Source organism: Pseudomonas sp. REST10, assembly GCF_029542605.1.
Lineage (GTDB): Bacteria > Pseudomonadota > Gammaproteobacteria > Pseudomonadales > Pseudomonadaceae > Aquipseudomonas > Aquipseudomonas khazarica.
Window position 1 is genome coordinate 2,842,054 of sequence record NZ_CP035677.1, and the last position, 18,729, is coordinate 2,860,782.

The 18,729-nt window shown below is 64.3% G+C and carries 18 protein-coding genes; 5 read left to right on the forward strand and 13 right to left on the reverse strand.

What is annotated here, in order from left to right; genetic code table 11:
- Window positions 1-73: 73 nt before the first annotated feature.
- Together EWH21_RS13455 and EWH21_RS13460 are read right to left on the reverse strand one after the other, a co-directional pair.
- The gene (locus tag EWH21_RS13455) at window positions 74-2,797 is read right to left on the reverse strand and encodes a LuxR C-terminal-related transcriptional regulator (RefSeq protein ID WP_277698550.1); all 2,724 of its coding nucleotides are present in this window, start codon (window positions 2,795-2,797) and stop codon (window positions 74-76) included.
- Window positions 2,794-5,508 carry a LuxR C-terminal-related transcriptional regulator gene (locus tag EWH21_RS13460; RefSeq protein ID WP_277698551.1) on the reverse strand — a complete coding sequence of 905 codons (2,715 nt, stop codon included), beginning with the start codon at window positions 5,506-5,508 and terminating at the stop codon, window positions 2,794-2,796. Before EWH21_RS13460 ends, EWH21_RS13455 begins: the two co-directional genes overlap by 4 nt.
- Window positions 5,509-5,673: 165 nt before the next feature.
- On the opposite strand from EWH21_RS13460, the gene pabB reads away from it, so the two are divergent.
- A complete protein-coding gene (gene pabB / locus EWH21_RS13465) occupies window positions 5,674-7,017 on the forward strand; it encodes an aminodeoxychorismate synthase component I (RefSeq protein WP_152488802.1) in 1,344 nt (447 codons plus the stop codon).
- A gap of 75 nt (window positions 7,018-7,092) precedes the next feature.
- On the opposite strand, the gene thrH is transcribed toward pabB, so the two are convergent.
- Complete coding sequence (gene thrH, locus EWH21_RS13470; protein WP_047593108.1) at window positions 7,093-7,710, reverse strand: bifunctional phosphoserine phosphatase/homoserine phosphotransferase ThrH; 618 nt, start codon at window positions 7,708-7,710, stop codon at window positions 7,093-7,095.
- 176 nt (window positions 7,711-7,886) lie between these two features.
- On the opposite strand from thrH, the gene EWH21_RS13475 reads away from it, so the two are divergent.
- Entirely contained in the window at window positions 7,887-8,507 is a 621-nt protein-coding gene (locus EWH21_RS13475) for a phosphoadenosine phosphosulfate reductase family protein (RefSeq protein ID WP_277698552.1), read from the forward strand.
- A gap of 63 nt (window positions 8,508-8,570) precedes the next feature.
- Here the strand turns inward: EWH21_RS13475 and cysB are convergent, their stop codons facing one another.
- From cysB to EWH21_RS13500, 5 genes are all read right to left on the reverse strand, one after another.
- Window positions 8,571-9,545, reverse strand: coding sequence for an HTH-type transcriptional regulator CysB (gene cysB, locus EWH21_RS13480; protein WP_037047738.1), 975 nt, complete (start codon window positions 9,543-9,545; stop codon window positions 8,571-8,573).
- Window positions 9,546-9,652: 107 nt separating this feature from the next.
- A complete protein-coding gene (locus EWH21_RS13485) occupies window positions 9,653-10,153 on the reverse strand; it encodes a universal stress protein (RefSeq protein WP_037047740.1) in 501 nt (166 codons plus the stop codon).
- Between the two features lie 121 nt (window positions 10,154-10,274).
- Complete coding sequence (locus tag EWH21_RS13490; RefSeq protein WP_134677883.1) at window positions 10,275-11,180, reverse strand: 5'-nucleotidase; 906 nt, start codon at window positions 11,178-11,180, stop codon at window positions 10,275-10,277.
- A 4-nt stretch (window positions 11,181-11,184) separates the two neighbouring features.
- Window positions 11,185-12,141 carry a putative 2-dehydropantoate 2-reductase gene (locus EWH21_RS13495; protein ID WP_277698553.1) on the reverse strand — a complete coding sequence of 319 codons (957 nt, stop codon included), beginning with the start codon at window positions 12,139-12,141 and terminating at the stop codon, window positions 11,185-11,187.
- Window positions 12,141-12,527: a thioredoxin gene (locus EWH21_RS13500; RefSeq protein ID WP_037047746.1), complete on the reverse strand. Its 387-nt coding sequence runs from the start codon at window positions 12,525-12,527 to the stop codon at window positions 12,141-12,143. Before EWH21_RS13500 ends, EWH21_RS13495 begins: the two co-directional genes overlap by 1 nt.
- Here EWH21_RS13500 and EWH21_RS13505 point away from each other — a divergent pair.
- Both EWH21_RS13505 and EWH21_RS13510 read left to right on the forward strand, forming a co-directional pair.
- Complete coding sequence (locus EWH21_RS13505) at window positions 12,526-12,939, forward strand: PilZ domain-containing protein (protein WP_037047747.1); 414 nt, start codon at window positions 12,526-12,528, stop codon at window positions 12,937-12,939. The two genes, EWH21_RS13500 and EWH21_RS13505, sit on opposite strands and share 2 nt — an antisense overlap.
- A gap of 214 nt (window positions 12,940-13,153) precedes the next feature.
- Window positions 13,154-14,230, forward strand: a complete 1,077-nt coding sequence (locus EWH21_RS13510) for a 3-deoxy-7-phosphoheptulonate synthase (RefSeq protein WP_037047749.1) — start codon at window positions 13,154-13,156, stop codon at window positions 14,228-14,230.
- Between the two features lie 62 nt (window positions 14,231-14,292).
- Here EWH21_RS13510 and EWH21_RS13515 read toward each other — a convergent pair whose 3' ends face one another.
- Both EWH21_RS13515 and EWH21_RS13520 read right to left on the reverse strand, forming a co-directional pair.
- Window positions 14,293-14,571 carry a GNAT family N-acetyltransferase gene (locus EWH21_RS13515; protein WP_277698554.1) on the reverse strand — a complete coding sequence of 93 codons (279 nt, stop codon included), beginning with the start codon at window positions 14,569-14,571 and terminating at the stop codon, window positions 14,293-14,295.
- A 131-nt stretch (window positions 14,572-14,702) separates the two neighbouring features.
- Window positions 14,703-16,076, reverse strand: a complete 1,374-nt coding sequence (locus EWH21_RS13520) for a GntP family permease (RefSeq protein ID WP_277698555.1) — start codon at window positions 16,074-16,076, stop codon at window positions 14,703-14,705.
- A 270-nt stretch (window positions 16,077-16,346) separates the two neighbouring features.
- On the opposite strand from EWH21_RS13520, the gene oprI reads away from it, so the two are divergent.
- Window positions 16,347-16,598, forward strand: a complete 252-nt coding sequence (gene oprI / locus EWH21_RS13525) for an outer membrane lipoprotei OprI (RefSeq protein WP_037003984.1) — start codon at window positions 16,347-16,349, stop codon at window positions 16,596-16,598.
- Window positions 16,599-16,725: 127 nt separating this feature from the next.
- Here oprI and EWH21_RS13530 read toward each other — a convergent pair whose 3' ends face one another.
- The 3 genes from EWH21_RS13530 to EWH21_RS13540 all read right to left on the reverse strand — a co-directional run bounded on the left by EWH21_RS13530 (window position 16,726) and on the right by EWH21_RS13540 (window position 18,729).
- Window positions 16,726-17,682 carry a L,D-transpeptidase family protein gene (locus EWH21_RS13530; protein WP_152488804.1) on the reverse strand — a complete coding sequence of 319 codons (957 nt, stop codon included), beginning with the start codon at window positions 17,680-17,682 and terminating at the stop codon, window positions 16,726-16,728.
- A 70-nt stretch (window positions 17,683-17,752) separates the two neighbouring features.
- On the reverse strand, window positions 17,753-18,034 hold the full coding sequence (locus EWH21_RS13535; RefSeq protein WP_037047753.1) for a hypothetical protein: 282 nt from the start codon (window positions 18,032-18,034) through the stop codon (window positions 17,753-17,755).
- An 89-nt stretch (window positions 18,035-18,123) separates the two neighbouring features.
- A complete protein-coding gene (locus tag EWH21_RS13540) occupies window positions 18,124-18,729 on the reverse strand; it encodes an arylesterase (RefSeq protein ID WP_277698556.1) in 606 nt (201 codons plus the stop codon).

Genomic DNA, 18,729 nt, shown 5'->3' on the forward strand with positions numbered 1-18,729 from the left:
CAAGCTACTAACCCACCCCGCCCCTGCCAGCCCATCCAAGGGATGGAGCAGGCAGGACGATCCTTAATTCCCTTCATGCCTCACTGAGCAATCCCAGGCTCTTGCCCTTGAGCACGGCCTGGGTACGACTGCGTACCCCCAACTTGGAAAACAGGTTGTGCAGATGCCATTTGATAGTGGCCTCGGACAGGTGCACCGCCTGGGCGATGTCGCGGTTGGAGAGGCCGGCGGCCACGAGCCGCAAGATCTCCCGCTCGCGGTGGCTAACATCCTGATTTTCCTCGAAACTTTCAGGGTCGATAGACAGCCGGCGACACTGCTCGCGAAGCATCTCGGCCACGCCCTGCCAGGCCGCCGCCGGCTTCGGCTCGGCCTCGTGCCAGGCTTCCCAGAGCGGCAGCAACCAGATGGCGTCGTCCTGGAACAGGCGGCGGTAGCCGCATTGCCAGGCTTCTTCCAGGGTCGCGCGCAGCAGGGTGAAGGCCTTGTCGCTGTTACCTTTGCGCCAGTACGCCACAGAAAGTAACAGGCTCAGGCGCAAGCGCCGGTCACGCTGATGCTCGGCCCCCTGTTTGGCCAGGCAGGCCTCCAGGCTGGCTTGTGCCTTGTCCACGCGCCGGTCGCTCAATGCCAGGCGCGCCTGACTCAGTGCCAGCGCGGTGTGCGCGTCGCCGTAACGCTCGATGGGCAGCGCCGCCAGGTGGCGCTCCAGCTGCAGATAGATGCGCTGCGCCTCGTTGGGCCGGCGCAGCCACAGGAGAAACTGCACCTTGCAGCCCATGCCGATGGCGAACACCCGTTCATAGCCCGGCCCCTGCAAGCCCGCCAGCCATTCGTCCAGCTCTTCCAGGCCCTGCTCGGCAGCCCCGGCGAAGAAGCGTGCCCGCGCCATGACCAGCTTGCCGCGACTGATCAGCTCCACCGGTGTCGCCACGTCGCGCCAGGTCGTGGCCAGCGGCAATTCGGCGAGGATCGCGCCATGCCGGTCCTGCTCGTACAGCAGATCGGCATAGGCCAGTCCCAGCGGACCACCGACCCGACTGCGGCGGCCGAACACCTGCTCCACGCGGGCACGTGCGGTTTCAGCGAGGGCCCTGCCGCGCTCCAGCTCGCCATATTCCTTGCAGATCAGCGCCTCGATCAGGCTGGCCATCACGTGCAGGTACTCGCTCTCGCACTGACGCAGATTCTCGCGGGCCACGGCAATCGCCTTGGCCGCCTCGCCGAACTCGCCCAGCAGCGCGAATGCCGCCGCCTGCACGCAGGCCAGGCTGGCGCGGAACACCGGCTGGTTCTGCGGCACCAGGGCCAGCCAGTGGCCGGCGACCTTGAGGCAGGCTTCGAGCTTGTCCTGATACAGCAACACCAGCGCCTTGAGCACCTGGGCAGCCGCCAGCAGCTCGATCAGGCCGAAGTGCATGCCCTTGCCGCGGCCCTGGGTCAGGCGCGTGCTGACCTCCTCGATCAACGCCTCGGATTCGGCGAACTTCTGCTCGAAGGCCAGCTGCCAGGCATAGAAGATCTGGAACACCGGCTGCTCGGCGATCACCACCGGAGGGATGTCCTTGAGAATGGCGAGGATGCCGTAGACCCGGTTGCCGGCGATCAGGCGCGCACCCTGGCGCTCCAGCAGCTCGGCGGCAAAGCCGTAGTCACGGGCGCGCAGGGCGTACTTGATCGACTTGTCGGCCAGGTCACGCCCTTCGCACCAGCGCGCAGCCGCATGCAGCAGGTGCGCGGGATCGCCGCGCTTGGCCAGGCGCCCCTGCAGGAACTCGGCGAACAGGTGGTGATAGCGGAACCATTCGCCCTGCTCGTCCAGCGGGATCACGAACAGCTGCTCGCCCTGCAGGCGACGGAGCATCTCGGCGCCGTCCTGGCGGCCCGTCAGGGCATTGCACAGTGGCGCGTTGAACTCGTCGAGCACCGAGGTCTGGTCGAGAAACAACTGCACGGGCTCCGGCAGGCTGGCGACGACGTCCTCGGCCAGGTAATCGGCGATGTTGCGCTCGGCGCCCGACAGTCCGGCAAGAAAGGCTGCCCGATCACGCTGCCGTGGCAAGGCCAGTGCCGCCAGATGCAGCGCGGTGATCCAGCCTTCGGTGCGGGCGTACAGCTGGTTGAGCTCGCTCTCTTCCAGGGCAAGGCGCTTGATGTCACGGAAATACGCGGCGGTTTCCGCACGGGTCAGGCGCAGGTCTTCCGCCTTGAGCCAAAACGCCCAGGCGCCAAGCGATGGCGGCTCTTCGAGAAAACGGGGTTGATAGCGCGTGCTGACCACCAGCCGCACATGCCTGGGCAGGCGCTCGATCAGGTAGCGCGAGCCCTGGCCAAGGGATGGATGACGAATGCGGTGGAAGTCGTCGAGCATCAGGTAGAGGTCTTCCCGCAGCGCCTTCAGGTCATCGAGAAAGGCATCGATCACCGCTTCCAACGGCCAGCTGATCTCGCCCTGCAACAACGCAGAGGCGCTGCCGCCGAATCCGGGACAGGCGGCCTGCACGGCGGCCACGAGATACTGCAGGAACCTCGCCGGTTCACTGTCGCTTTCATCGCAGGACAGCCACGCGACCTTCGCGCCATTCTGCTGCAGACGACCGCGCAGCTGGCTCAGCACGGTGCTCTTGCCGAACCCGGCAGGAGCGCTGAGGACGATCAGACGCTGCTCGCGCGCCTCCAGCAGACGCTCGAGCAATGCCGAGCGCTCCAGCAGCAGCGCACCCTCGGCATGAACCGGATAAAGCTTGGTGCGCAGCAACGGCACACTGACCTGGCACACGGGATTATGGCTGTTCATGATTCCAGTAGACTCAGCTCGCGAGCACGACGGATGGCTTGAGTGCGGTTACGCACCTTGAGTTTTTCGTAGATGTTGTGCAGGTGCCATTTGACCGTCCCCAGGGCCAGGGACAGCTGCTGACCTATCTCCTCGTTGGACATGCCCTTGGCCGCCAGACAGACCACCTCGCGTTCACGCTCGGTCAGTCCCTCCTCCAGCGTGTCCTGCGCCTGGCGTGACGCCTGCCCGGGCCAGGCGGACAGCAGGCTGCGAATAAAAGCCTGCAGCGCTGGCTGGCGCTCGGCCGACTCCAGCTGCTGGAGCAGTTGGCGAATCGCCTCGCCCTCCTCGATGAACAGGCTGCGCGCCTCTTCTCGCTCGGCGCCGATCAGGCACTGCACCAGCAGGCTCTGCGCACGCTCCTGATAGCCGAGCCGCTGGTAACTCAGGGCCGCCAGCAGATCCAGGCGCAGGCGGTGCAGACCGTGCCAACCGTTCTGCAACTGGCTGCGCAACTGGGTGATCTCGTGCAGGGCCTCGCTGAAGTGTCCGCGTGCCTGCTGCAGACGAATGCGGCTGAGGCCGAGCGCCCAGAGCACCGGATTGAAACTGCGCTGGGTGTAGTGCGCGGCCAGCTTGTTCCAGTCGACCGACTTCAGGCGCTGCTCGGCGCGCTTGCTGCGGTCGGCCGTCGGCTCCTGCAGGGTCAGCGCGATCTCGTCGGCGACCGCCTGCACGTAGAAGCGCCAGGAATTGTTGCGCGCAGCGAGGTTCTGCATCAGCACCAGCGTCGCGCTGGCTTCCTTGGGCGCATCCTGCAGACGTTGCACCCGCGCCAGGCAGAGCATGGCCTGGGCGTAGAGATCGATGGGATTGATCACGTCGACGGTCGCCAGCGCCCAGCGCAGTCGATCCTGCAGGCCGTCCAGGCGCCCCTGCTGGTAGGCGATCAGGCATTCGCTGATGGTCGGCAAAACCAGCGCACGCGAGCGCTCGCCGAACCAGGGCATCATCCGCGCCCGCAACTGGTCGAACAGCAGCTGCGCCTGCTTGACCCGCCCCTGTTCCAGACACAGCAGGATTTCCACGTTGGCCAGCTGCATGTCCAGGTAGCGGCCTTCGAGGAAGTGGTTGCGCTGCTGCGCCAGCGCCAGCAGCTTGCGCGCCTGCTCCGCCTGGCCAAGCATGACGTTGGCCAGCGCGCCGACGGTGAGTATCGCCACCTCGAGGAAGGCGGTGTGCTGACCAAGCTGCGCCTCGATGCGACGCGCCAGGCTGACGCAGGTATCCAGGTCGTCCTTCTGCAGGGCAATCACCGCCTTGATCGCCAGGGTCGCGAGCAACTTGTCGCTGAGCGGCCCGCTGCTGCGCGACTCGCCCCAGCGCTCGAGCAGCTCGTCGAGCATGCGATTGGCTTCGTTCAAGCCCAGCTCGGCAGCCCGCACCCAGACATCCGCGAGCACCAGCACCGGGAAACGCAGGGCGATGTCGTCCGGTACGTGCTGGCGCCATTTGTAGATCAGGTTCAACTGCCCACGGTTGATCAGCTCCAGGCCGCAGCCGTCGAGCAACGCCGCGAGCATCTCGGCATCCTCGGCGAGGCAGGCGTGCTCGATGGCCAGGTTCTGCATGTGGTGGTTGGTGAACCACAGGCTGGCGTTGAAATGCAGCTGTTTGAAGCGTTCGGGATCGCGCTCCTTGAGACGCGCGCGGAGAAATTCGGCGAACAGGTTGTGGAAGCGGTACCACTGCCGCTCACGGTCCAGCGGCAGGAGGAACAGCTGCATGGCTTCCAGTTCCTCCAGCAGCTGCTGGCCATCCTGACGCCCGCACAAGGCGTTGGCCAGATCACCGCTGAGCTGCTGAGCGATACCCAGCGCCAGCAATTGCTCCTGCCGCGCCTGCGGCAACTGTTCGAACACCGAGCGCAGCAGGTAGTCGCCTACCGCCGTCTGGTCGGCGCCCAGCTCCGCCATCCGCTGCGCGGGCTGCGGATGGTGCCTGAGCCACAGGCTGGCCAGGTGCACGCCCACCATCCAGCCCTCGGTGTGGCTGTACAGGGCCTTGAGTGCGTCAGGCTCCAGCTGTAGGCCGCTGCGCTCGAGATAGCTGCGCACCTCCTCGGGGTTGAGGCGCAGCTCGTCGGCACCGAACTCCAGCAACATGCCCTTGGCACGCAGAGTGGCCAGGCTCAGGGCCGGCTGCGAACGACTGCCGATGGCCAGGGTGAAGCTCGCCGGCGCCAGCTTGGCCAGGCGGTTGAGAGCGGCGAGCAGCTCCGGGTCCTGGAGCAGGTGCAGGTCATCGAGCACCAGCAGCAGCGGCTCGCTGCGCTGCGCCATTTCCGCCAGCAGGCTCTCCATCACGGCCTCGACCGGCACGCGCATGGTATTGCGCAGATAGCCCAGCGCATCCTCGCCCAGGCCCGGCAAGGCACGCCCCAGCGCGTCGATCAGTTGCTGGAAGAAGCGCACGGGGTCGTCATCATCGGCGCTCAGCGATACCCAGGCCACGGCACCACCAGCCTCGCGGTGTCGCTCGGCCAGCACCATCAGGGCAGTGGTCTTGCCGAAGCCGGCAGGCGCGGAAAAAAGCACGAGGCGGGCATGGGGATGGGCTGACAGCGCAGCCTCCACCTGGGGTCTTAGCAGATACTCGGTGGATGCCTGGGGCGGCGAAAGTTTCGAACGCTGCAGGCTTCCAGCGGCTGGACCTATGACTTCATCCATAGCCAGGATCCCTTCATTAATTATTGTTCTGGTACAACGGTTCAACGTTCTGCAAGCGCTCAATACTAATCAGCCCTGTGCGCCGGAGTAAACCCGGCAGAAGCTCTAGGATGAATGTTAGCGGCAGACTACAATCGCCCTTTCAGCCAATTCCCGACTGCCCGCATGCCCAGCTGTTCTCTGCACCCTCTTCCCTACCGGACGGACCCTGGCGACTATTTCCAGCGCATCCGCCAGGCCCCCGGCGCCGTATTGCTGGACGCCGGACGCCCGAGTGCCAAGCGAGGACGCTATGACCTTATGAGCGCATGGCCATTGGCAGAACTGGCGCCCGCGCACGACGAATCGGCCAACGCTTTTCTGCAACGCCTGCGTGGCGCGTTGCACAGCCTCGGCAACGCCGAGGCGCCGAGCGCAATGGAGCTGCCATTCGTCGGCGGCTTGATCGGCTACCTGTCCTACGACTTCGGCCGGCGCCTGGAAGCGCTGCCCGCACACAGCGTCGATGACCTCGCCCTGCAGGATGCGCGCTTCGGCCTGTATGCCTGGGCACTGATCAGCGATCACCAGCTCGGCACCAGCCAGCTGCTGTTCCACCCCGCACTGCCGCAGGCCGAACGGCAGCGTCTGCTGGCACTGTTCGAGGCCCCGAGCCGCGAGGACCAGGCGAGCTTCCGGCTGTCCCAGCCGTTCCAGGCCGACATCGACGAGGACCATTACCGCCAGGCGATCGAGCGCATCCAGCAGTACATCTTGGCTGGCGACTGCTACCAGGTGAACTTCGCCCAGCGCTTTCAGGCCCCCTGCGAAGGCGACCCATGGGCGGCCTACCTGGCGCTGCGCCAGGCCTGCCCGACGCCGTTCTCGGGCTTCCAGAACCTGGGCGATGGCAACGCCATCCTCAGCCTCTCGCCGGAGCGCTTCCTCAAGGTCAGCGAGGGCCAGGTGGAAACCCGTCCGATCAAGGGCACCCGCCGTCGCGGCGTCGATGCCGTGGACGACCTGGCCCAGGCCGAGGAGCTGCTGGCCAGCCGCAAGGATCGCGCCGAGAACCTGATGATCGTCGACCTGCTGCGCAATGACCTTGGCCGCAGTTGCCGTATCGGCTCGGTGAAGGTGCCTGAACTGTTCGCCCTGGAGAGCTACCCCAACGTGCACCACCTGGTCAGTTGCGTGACCGCCGAGCTGGCGCCCGGCAAGGACGCACTGGACCTGATCGCCGGCAGCTTTCCCGGCGGTTCGATCACCGGGGCCCCGAAGATCCGCGCCATGCAGATCATCGACGAACTGGAGCCCAGCCGGCGCGGCCTCTACTGCGGCTCATTGCTGTACCTGGACGTGCGTGGCGAAATGGACAGCTCCATCGCCATCCGCAGCCTGCTGGTCAAGGATGGCAAGGTCAGTTGCTGGGGCGGTGGCGGCATCGTCGCCGACTCGGCCTGGCAGGCCGAGTACCAGGAGTCGGTGACCAAGGTGAAGGTCCTGCTGGAAACGCTGGAACGCCTGTAGCCCAACGCGAGCAGCAAGAAAAACGCCGCGATTCCTCAGGGAAATCGCGGCGTTTTCACGACAGCAGTTGGGCGGTCACAGGCTCAGCGTGCGATTCGACGCCTTGAGGAATTCCTGCTTGAGGTCGGCATAGCTGTGCACCGCCGGGAACTGCGGGAACTCGCGGATCACGTTGTCCGGGGCATGGAACAGGATACCGGCGTGGGCTTCGCTGAGCATGGTGGTGTCGTTGTACGAGTCGCCCGCGGCGATCACGCGGTAGTACAGGCTCTTGAAGGCGATGACCGACTGGCGCTTGGGATCCTTCTGGCGCAGCTGGTAGCTGACCACGCGATCATGCTCGTCGGTGATCAGGCGATGGCACAGCAGGGTCGGAAAGCCGAGCTGACGCATCAGCGGCTGAGAGAACTCGTAGAAGGTGTCGGAGAGAATCACCACCTGGAAACGCTCACGCAGCCAGTCGACGAACTCCACGGCGCCTTCCAGCGGCTCGAGCGTGGCGATCACGTCCTGGATGTCCTTCAGTTTCAGGCCATGCTCGTCGAGGATGCGCAGGCGCTGCTGCATCAGCACGTCGTAGTCGGGAATGTCGCGGGTGGTCGCCTTGAGCGACTCGATGCCGGTTTTTTCCGCAAAGGCGATCCAGATTTCCGGGACCAGTACACCTTCCAGGTCGAGACACGCGATTTCCACAGGACACTCCTCGGTTGAGCCACAAAAGGAGCCGGCACTCTAACGAGTGGGCGGTGGTCACGCAATCCGCCCGACTTATAACTGCATGAAAGGTCATAGAAGTAGCTTGTTATTTAGAAGCATAACCAGCCTTTGTTAAGATCGCGCCCTCACGCACACGATCTGGAGTCCTCAGCATGGAACTCGACCTGGACGCGCTCAATGCCGAATTCGGCAACCAGCCTGAAAAGCTGGTTCAGTGGGCCATCGGGCTGGGCAAACCCGCCATCTGCACCACCAACTTCCGCCCGTTCGAAGCGGTGATCCTGCACATGGTCAGCCAGGTCAAGCCGGACATTCCGGTGGTCTGGATGGACAGCGGCTACAACACCGAAGCGACCTACCGCTTCGCTGACGAGGTGACCCGCAAGCTCAACCTCAACCTGATCACCTACCTGCCCAAGCGCTCGCGCGCTCACCGCGAGGCCATCGACGGCCCGGTCCCGGCGCTGGATGACCCGCGTCACGCGGCGTTCACCGAAGAGGTGAAGCTCGAGCCCTTCGCCCGCGCCCTGCGCGAAACGGCGCCCAGCGTCTGGTTCACCGCTCTGCGTGCCACCGACACCGCCGTCCGCGCGCAGATGGACCCGGTGAGCATCAACCCGGACGGTCTGATCAAGGTCGCACCGCTGCTGCACTGGACCTCCAAGGACCTGTACCAGTACCTGGTCGCCCATGACCTGCCGAACGAGTTCGACTACTTCGACCCGACCAAGGGCGAGGACAACCGCGAGTGCGGCCTGCACCTCAGTCACTGAGTAGCAGGTAGCTGAAACGAAACATGGCGCCCCAGGGCGCCATGTTTCGTTTGAATCGCAGGCTCAGTGCACCGGTAGCTTCACGCCCTCGAACAGCTCTTCGAGTTCGGACTTGTTGTGGCACTGCACCGCCTTGGCCAGCATCTCACGGCTGAGGTGCGGGGCGAACTTCTCGATGAAATCGCACATGAAGCCACGCAGGAAGGTGCCCCGGCGAAAACCGATCTTGGTCACGCTGGGCTCGAACAGTTCGTCGGCGTCCAGCACCACCAGGTCCTGATCGAGTTTGCTGTCGACGGCCATCTTGGCCACGATGCCCACGCCCAGGTTGAGGCGTACATAGGTCTTGATCACGTCGGCGTCGGCTGCGGTGAACACCACCTTGGGCGTCAGCCCACGGTGACTGAAGGCCTCGTCCAGCTTCGAGCGCCCGGTGAAACCGAACACATAGGTCACGATGGGATGCTCGGCGAGCGCTTCGAGCGTCAGCTTCGGCAGCTTGGCCAGCGGATGCCCCTGCGGCACCACCACGCAGCGATTCCAGCGGTAGCACGGCATCATGATCAGGTCGTTGAACAGCTCCAGGCCCTCGGTGGCGATGGCGAAGTCGACGCTGCCATCGGCGGCCATCTCGGCGATCTGGGTCGGCGTGCCCTGGTGCATGTGTAACGAGACGTCCGGGTACTGCTTGATGAAGGCGCTGATCACCGGCGGCAAGGCGTAGCGCGCCTGGGTGTGCGTGGTGGCGATGGACAGGGTGCCCTTCTTCTCGTTGGAGAATTCCTGGGCGATCTGCTTGATGCTTTCGACCTTGCGCAGAATCTCTCCTGCGGTGGTGATGATCCGCTCTCCGGCGGGGGTGACACGGGTCAGGTGCTTGCCACTGCGGGCGAAGACTTCCACGCCCAGCTCATCCTCGAGCAAGCGAATCTGCTTGCTGATCCCTGGTTGCGAGGTGTAAAGGCTTTGAGCGGTAGCCGATACGTTGAGGTCGTGGTGCGCGACTTCCCAGATGTAGCGCAGTTGCTGAAGCTTCATAGATTTCCCTCAGAGCAGTAAGGCAGGCCAGCAGCCTGTCAACGCCTTATATAACCATATTATTGGTCTAATACATCAGCATAGATCGTTTTATTAGTTACACCCTCCTACAAGTCACCATGTCCGCGATGCTGCAACATGGGCACCAGGTACACCGGTGCCTCCGACAGCTGCACGATGCGCGCGGCCGTACGCCCCAGCGGCACCGCGAGATCCGCGCCATGGCTGTGACTGCCTACGACCAGCAGATCCACCCCAAGTTTCTGCGCCTCCTCGAGAATCACCGTCGGCGGATCGCCCTGCAGCACTCGCACCGCGCGAATCAGATGCAGATCCTGAAGCCCGTCCCCCAGCTCATCCCGAAAGCCTTCCAGCACACGCTGCTCGATGCTGGCCATGACCGTGCCCAGGCCGTTGCGGCGCAACTCGTCCAGGGTGTCTTCATCCAGATAGGTCTGCAGCACGGACTCGGCGAACAGCCCCATGGGTTCGACGGCATGGACGACATAGAGATCGGCCTTGAAACTGCGGCTCACCGCCAGGGCGTGCTGCAAGACGTAGGAGGCATAAAGCCCCAGATCGGTGGCATAGAGTATCGAGCGAATCACGCGGCCTCCTTGACTGCAGACGCAGGCCCTTGTTTGAGCTTAGCAGCGCATCAGACAAAGCAAGGTCGGCGGCGTTATTTAGGACGAATGGCTATATGCAAGGTGGCAGCGGCCACCAGATTCAAGGCTGCGACTCGTTGCTCACCCCGTGCGGTACGTGCCCCGTGGCCACTACCTGGCGGGCCTTCTCGCAGTGCCCGGTCTGGTCATCGAAGAACACGTCGGCCGCGAACGCCTCGAGCACCGCCGACTTGTCCAGCCCGCCGAGGAAGAAGGACTCGTCCAGGCGGATGTTCCATTCGCGCAAGGTGCGGATCACCCGCTCATGCGCTGGCGCCGAGCGTGCGGTCACCAGTGCGGTGCGAATCGGGCAGTCCGTCTCGGGAAACTCCTGCTGCAGGCTGTGCAACGCCGCGAGAAACGGCTTGAACGGCCCGCCAGGCAGCGCCTGCCGCGCCGCCTCGCGCTCGTGGCTCTGGAACGCATGCAGGCCACCGCTCTGGTAGACGCGCTCGGAGTCATCGGAAAACAGCACGGCGTCGCCGTCGAAGGCGATGCGCAGCTCGTTGCTGTTCGCCCGCCGCGTGCCACCCGAGAGCAGCGTGGCGGCACCGAAGCCGGCCTTGAGCGCATTGCGCACGTCATCGGCATGGGTGGAGAGAAACAGATGGCAGCCGAAGGCTGCCAGGTAAGGGTCGGGGCTGCGTCCGCCGACGAACGCGGCGCGCGAGATGCCGAGGCCGTAGTGCTGGATCGAGTTGAAGGCGCGCAGCCCCGTGTCGGCGCTGTTGCGCGACACCAGGATCACCTCGACGCGCTGCTCGCTGAGGCGCTGATTGAGGCCCAGCAGCTTCTCCACCAGGGGGAAGGCGTCACCCGGCATCAGGACCTCGTCCTCGTGCTCGATCTGATAACGGCGGTAGGCTTCCACCCCCTCGCTTTCATAGATCTGGTGGCTCTCGCTCAGATCGAACAATGCCCGCGAGGAAATCGCCAGCACCAGCTTGTCGCCCAACCCCTTGCCCATATGCTCAGGCCTCCCCGCGCGCCTGGATGAAACGCAGCGCCTGATACAGCGCGCGCACCTTGGGCATGTCGAAGCCAGCGGCGTCGGCCGCCGCCAGGGGTGCTTCATAGATGGCATGCAGCTCTGCCGGGCGGCCCTGGGCGAAGTCGTGGTACATGCTCGGCAGGTAGTCGGGCATCCGCTCGGTAGCGGCCAGCAGCTTGCTCGCGTACTGCTCCGGCATGCCGTGGCCGAGTGCCTGTGCGGCCTGCACCACCTCCTGCATGATGTCGCCGATCAAGGCGCGGCTGTCGGGGTTACCCATCAGGCGCCGCGTGTCGGCATCGAGCAGCACGGAAAGACCGTTGTAGGGCACGTTCCACACCAGCTTCTGCCAGCGCGTCTGGGTCAGGTCACGCATCGGCGTCGAGTCCAGCCCGGCGCTGCGCAGCAGGTTCGCGCCCTCTTCCACCAGCTCCAGACGCGACGCCTCGTCACCTGCCGGCCCGGAGTGGTACGCCAGGTTGATCGCGCCCAGCGCCTGGTGCTCGATCACGCCAGGCGCACTGCGATGGACACAGATGTAGCAGAGGCCGCCGAGCAGATGCAGGCCGTCCGGCAGCAGTGGACGCAACTCGTCCTCCACCGCCAGGCCGTTCTGCAACAGCACGACCCTGGCGCCGGGAGCGGCAGCCCTGGCAATGAGCGGAGCCAGCTCGGCGTTGGCCGTGGTCTTCGCCCCCACCAGCAGCCAGTCGCAGGGCGGCATGTCCTCGATTCGCCGGTAGGCCTGCGCCGGCGCCAGCGTCAGCGCGCCATGCACGCTGCTGTTCAGGCGCAGGCCCTGTTCGACCACCGCGGCATATTCGCTGCGCAGCAGGAAATGCACGTCATGTCCGGCCTTGGCCAGCAGCAGCCCGTAGAAGCCGCCGATGGCCCCCGTGCCGATGACGCCGATGCGCGGTGCAGGGGTTTGAGACATCAAGGTAGCTCCTCAGCCGGACGACGCAGAGCCTCGTCCATGGCGGTGATCAGATCGGAATGAGTGAGACGGGCGCGCAACGCGCCAAAGAAATGGCCATCGCGAACCAGAAACAGCGCCGGCAGGTGAAAAACCTCGTAGCGCGTCACCAATCCGGCGTTATGCCCCGCATCGATCCAGCACAGACGCTCGATCGGCAAGCCCAGGCCAGGCAGCACCTGACGCGCCCAGCGGCAACTGGCACAGCCCGTGCTTGTGAACACGACAAGCGACGTACCGGAAAGATCGAGCAGGCGGCGGTCGGCATCCAGGTCGGTCAGTTCCAGTTGCGTCGCTATACTGAATTCACTGATATCAGTTTGCCTGCATTCGAGGTCGGTGTTCATGCGTAAGTTTCTGCGTCATCCAAGCGACATGCCGGTGGAACTGGTGTTGCGCAAGAAGGCCTGTATACCCAGGCAGCGGTTGAACAATATCAGCCTGGGCGGGGTGGCATGCAACTCGACGCGCGGCTTTCGTCGCGGGACATCGGTCGAGCTGCGCATTCCGCTGCTGGGCGAGCTGGCGCGCTACCCCGGCGTCGTGGCCTGGTGCCGGCGCCTGGAGAACGGCTACCTGGTGGGCATCGCCTTCATCGACGAAGACACCCTGTTTCGCGCACGCATGGTCGAACAGGTGTGCCATATCCAGCACTACCGACAGCAACTGGAACAGGAATCGGGCCACGCCGTCGCCATCGAGCAGTGCGCCCAGGACTGGATCGCCAAGCACGCCGCCGAATTCCCCTACCTCGCCTGACAGTGTTCCGCCCTCCCGGACACGCAGGAAGCGCAACACCCTCTCGCAGCGATACGCCGCCTCTATGACGCTCATTGGACTCATCGCCCATTGTCGCGCAGCCGCGTACGCGCTAAGGTTCGGCTCCCCCTGCACAAACTAGCTGTGCACCGCCTCAGGGGACCCCTGGCGGCCGGCACCCGTGACCCGACGACCTGACCCGATGAGTAGCACGATGGCTGATTTACCGATCGACGACCTCAACGTCGCTTCCAACGAAACGCTGATCACCCCCGATCAGCTGAAACGCGAGATTCCCCTGACCGATGCCGCCCTGCAGACCGTATCCCATGGTCGCCAGGTGGTACGCGACATTCTCGATGGCAAGGATCATCGCCTGTTCGTGGTAGTCGGCCCCTGCTCCATCCACGATATCAAGGCAGCTCACGAATATGCCGAGCGCCTCAAGGTACTGGCCGCCGAGCTGTCCGACAGCCTGTTCCTGGTCATGCGCGTGTACTTCGAGAAGCCACGCACCACGGTCGGCTGGAAAGGCCTGATCAACGACCCCTACCTGGACGACTCGTTCAAGATTCAGGACGGCCTGCACATCGGCCGCCAGCTGCTGCGTGACCTGGCCGAGATGGGCCTGCCCACCGCCACCGAAGCGCTCGACCCGATCTCGCCGCAGTACCTGCAGGACCTGATCAGCTGGTCGGCCATCGGCGCCCGCACCACCGAATCGCAGACGCACCGGGAAATGGCTTCGGGCCTGTCCTCGGCAGTCGGTTTCAAGAACGGTACCGACGGCGGCCTGACCGTGGCGATCAACGCCCTGCAGTCGGTCTCCAGTCCGCACCGTTTCCTCGGCATCAACCAGGAAGGCGGCGTATCCATCGTCACCACCAAGGGCAACGCCTACGGTCACGTCGTGCTGCGTGGCGGCAACGGCAAGCCGAACTACGACTCGGTCAGCGTCGCCATTTGTGAGCAGGAACTGACAAAAGCCGGCATCCGCCCGAACATCATGGTCGACTGCAGCCATGCCAACTCCAACAAGGACCCGGCTCTGCAACCGCTGGTGCTGGAGAACGTGGCCAACCAGATTCTCGAAGGCAACCAGTCCATCGTCGGCCTGATGGTGGAAAGTCACCTGGGCTGGGGCAACCAGTCGATTCCGAAGAACCTGGACGATCTCAAGTACGGGGTTTCCATCACCGATGCCTGCATCGACTGGGACACCACCGAGAAGACCCTGCGCAGCATGCACGCCAAGCTCAAGGATGTGCTGCCCAAGCGTCAGCGCGGCTGATCGCCACAGCAGTAACGAAAACGCCGGGCAATGCCCGGCGTTTTGCTATCGACGCTGCGCGCTCAACTGGCCTGGTGGCGTTGACGACGCTCCATGTAGCGCTCGACGTAGGAGCAGGACGGAATCACCGTGTAACCCTTGCCTTCGGCGTAGCGCAGGGCATGTTCGGTCAGTGCCGCAGCGATGCCTCGGCCGCGCAGTGCGTTGGGTACGAAGGTTCGATAGATGTCCAGCGTCTGCTTGCCCAGATCCATATAGGCCAGATAGGCACGATCACCTTCGACGGTGGTCACGAACTGATGACTCGCCTGGTCATGGTGAATGGACAACCCTTCGCTCATCTTCTCTCCTCTAGCCGCGAAACACTCGCGACACATCTTTACTTCATACCGGCGCTTCGGCAAAAGCGCAAATGCGATTCCTGCCTGAACGACTGCAAGCTGACAAGTCTAACACAGGCCAAACCCGCCAATCAGAGGCTCAGCAGCCCGATGCAGAGCAGCGCAGCCAGCACCGGAATCAGCACCGTGATCACGAAGATGTCCTTGTAGGCCTGCTTGTGAGTCAGGCCCATGATCATCAGCATGGCGATCACCGCGCCACAGTGCGGCAGCGAGTCCAGCCCACCGGCGGTGATAGTGGCGATACGGTGCAGCACTTCCGGCTCCAACCCCATTTCCAGGTAGCGCGGCGCCAGCGTCTGCATGAATATCTGCAGGCCGCCGGAAGACGAACCGACGATGCCCGAGACCACGCTGACGGAGGCGAACACGGACAACAGCGGCGGCAGTTGCACCGCCAGCACCCACTGGGCGAACTGCGCGAAGCCCGCCGTCTGCGTGACCACACCGCCAAAGCCGATCACCGCCGCCGTATTGAGCAACGGCATGATCGCGTCGTCGGCGCCCTGTCCCAGCAGGCCCAGGGTATTGCGACGCAACGCGGGAAACAGCAGCACCGCCACGCCCGTGGCGATCACCAGGGCCAGGCTCGGCCAGAGGATCGGCTGCGACAGACTGAATGCCAGCAGCCGGGCGAACGTGCCCTCGCCGGCAGTCGCCAGGCCGGAGAGCGCGAGCAGGCGCGGCAGCAGAATCACCCCCAGCACCACGACGATCGGCACCAGCGCGACAGCCCAATGCGGCCCGCTGCCCGGCACGCCCGCCAACTGCTGCATACGCTCGTCCTGGGCATTGGCCTCGAAGCCCTCGCCGCGTTCACGGGCCAGGCGCCACTCGCGCTGCAGATAGGCCATCCCCAGGCCGATCATCACCAGCGAGGCGAACAGGCCGATCCACGCTCCCGCGAACAGGTCGGTGCCCAGGGCACTGGCGGCGATCACGTTATGGATGGACGGCGAACCGGGCAGCGCCGTCATGGTGAAGGTCCCGGCCCCCAGGGCGATGGCCGCGCAGAACAGACGCTTGGGCAGGTTGGCCTCGCGCATCAGGGTGATGCCCAGCGGATACATGGTGAAGATCACCACGAACACGACGACGCCGCCGTAGGTCAGCACCGCACACACCAGCATCGCTACCCAGAGCGTGCGCTGCGTGCCCAGTCCCTGAGTGATCGCCTGGGCGATGCTGCTGGCCGCCTGACTCGCTGCCATCACCTTGCCGAAGATAGCGCCGCAGAGAAACAGCACGAAGAACTTGCCGGCGAAGGTGAACGCCCCCAGTGGGCCGAACGGGAAATGCTCGAGCAGGGCCTTGGGCACCGCCACGTCGTTGCTCAGCGCGACCAGGATCGAACACGACAGCGCCGCGATAAAGATGTTCACCCCGCGCAGCGCCATGAAGATAAGTAGCGCCAAGCCCAGTAACAGCCCCAAATTCCCCAGCATCTGCATACCCCACTTTATTGTTTTAGTTCTGAAGCCGAGACAGTTATAACAGTTCGTACAGGCCCTGTGCCGCCACTGCGGCAAAACTGGCTGTTTTTTAAGCAACCCCCATACTTTCTAGCTTTCAGCCTCACATACCGGAAAAAAAAAGTGCAACTCTTGCTCCAGCTCCGTTTACTTACTAAAAGTAATAGGTAGTATGTAGGCCGGCTAATTTCCCGCAGTTGGGAAATTGCTTTTTATGGAAAACTCCACCTCAAGGGGAACACGATGAACAACGTTCTGAAATTCTCTGCTCTGGCTCTGGCCGCAGTTCTGGCTACCGGTTGCAGCAGCATGTCCAAAGAAACCGAAGCTCGTCTGACTGCTACCGAAGACGCAGCTGCTCGCGCCCAAGCCCGTGCCGACGAAGCCTACCGCAAGGCTGATGAAGCCATGGCTGCCGCTCAGAAAGCTCAGCAGACCGCTGACGAAGCCAACGAGCGCGCTCTGCGCATGCTGGAAAAAGCCAGCCGCAAGTAATTCGCGACTCGGTTTTTCGAAAGCCGGCCCAGTTCACTGGGCCGGCTTTTTTATTGCCGCGACCCCCGCCCCGCAGGCAATGAAAAGCCCGCCGGCACGAATGCGGGCGGGCTCGGTCAGCAACGAATCAGAGTGACGTCGAATTGCTGGCTACCGCGTTGTCGACCTGCGCGGCGATGGGCACCGGCATGCCATCTTCGGCGGCGACCACTTCGCGCACCATCTCCCAGTCCAGGCGCAAGCCACTGAGTTCGTCCCGCTTGAGCAGCGCGTTGATCACTGCCGTGTGCTTGTCGACGACGGAGGCGTTGCCCTCGTCGTCCAGGGGCGCATGCGCCTCCAGGTACACCTTGCCGTCGCTCACGCCGAACTTGTAGGGCTCGTTGACGATGCGCACCGGCGTGCCCACCGGCACCATCGCGGCAAGCTCCAGGACATTGTGGTTGAGCATGCGGAAGCAGCCATGGCTGACACGCATGCCGATGCCGAACTTCTTGTTCGAGCCATGGATCAGGTAACCGGGGAACGACAGCGTCAGCTTGTACGGGCCCAGCGGGTTGTCCGGACCTGGCGGTACCACGGTCGGCAGGTAGTCGCCTTCGGCGGCGTGCTCCTCGCGAATCGACTTGGGCGGGTACCAGGCCGGGTTCGGCGTCTTCACGGTCACGCGACCGGCCCCCAGCGGCGAGCCCCAGCCTTCACGACCGATACCCAGGGGGAAGGTGTGCACGACGTCCTGCCCCTTCGGGAAGTAGTACAGGCGGTATTCGGCCAGGTTGATCACGATGCCTTCGCGCGGCCCGGACGGCAGCACGTAACGGGTCGGCAGAATGACTTCGGCGCCCTCACCCGGCAACCAGGGGTCGACGCCCGGGTTGGCCGCGACCATTTCCAGATAGCCCAGGTCGTTGGCGGTTCCCAGATCTGCAAAGGTGTCTTCGTACTTGGCCTTGATCACCTGCACCTGGCCGACCACGTCCTCACCAGGCGCTGGCAAGGGAAATTCGAGCGCCTGAACGGTTGCACTGGAGCACAGCGCGAGCAGAGTCAGACAGCGGTTGACCGCAGAGAAGCGCGACAACATCCGGGATGTCCTTGAAGAGTTGAGTGATGTTGCGGCGATTGTACACCGCCATTCGACAGCCGGGCAGACGTCAGCCATCCGCCCAGTTGGAGCACAGCCCCTGCCGCTGCGCCTCGAAGGTCGCACGGCAATCCGGGCACAGACGCCGATCACGCAGCCAGGCCTTGTCCAGCTGGTGCCAGCGCGGCTGCGCCGGAAGCAGCCCACCACAGAGCGTGCGATCGGCATGGCCGCCCAGGCGCAGTTGCCGGGCCACCAGATGCACGCGCACCTCGCGGCAGGCGAACAGGTCCAGCTGTTCGTCTGGCTCGATCAGGTGGTAGGCATACAAGGACCAGGCGGGACGCGGCATCTGGAGCTCCGTGGAAGGTCGGCCACATTAGCCGAAAGGCACGAGCCGGAAAAGCCTCGGCCCGCACTCAGTTCAGGCGTGGGCCAGGCTCACAGCAGTGGCTCGAGACGGGGCCAGACGTTGTCCAGCAACAGCGCCTGCGCAGGCTCGCCCGGGTGGATGCCATCGGCCTGCATCATCCCCGGCACGCCACCGACACCCTCGAGAAAGAACGGCACCAGGTCGACCTGCTCCTGCGCCGCCACATCGGCATAGACCTGGGCGAAGGCCGTGGTATAGCGCACCCCGTAATTCGGCGGCAGGCGCATGCCCAAAAGCAGCACCTTGGCCCCGGCCTGCCGCGACTTCTCGACCATCGACGCAAGATTCTGTTGCAATTGCGCAGGCGGCTGGCCGCGTAGGCCATCGTTGCCACCCAGCTCGATGATGACCAGCGCCGGCTGATGCTCCGCAAGCAGCGCAGAGAGCCGTGCGGCGCCGCCTGCACTGGTGTCGCCACTGATCGAGGCATTGACCACCGAGTGCTCGAAGCCCTCCTGTTCGAGGCGTTTTTCCAGCAGGGCGACCCATCCCTGGCGGCTATCCAGGCCAAAAGCGGCGCTGATACTATCGCCGACCACAAGCAGGGTGCCTGCAACCGCTCCCTGAGCCCAGAACATCAGGGCCAAGGCACCACTGAGCCACCATGCACGCAT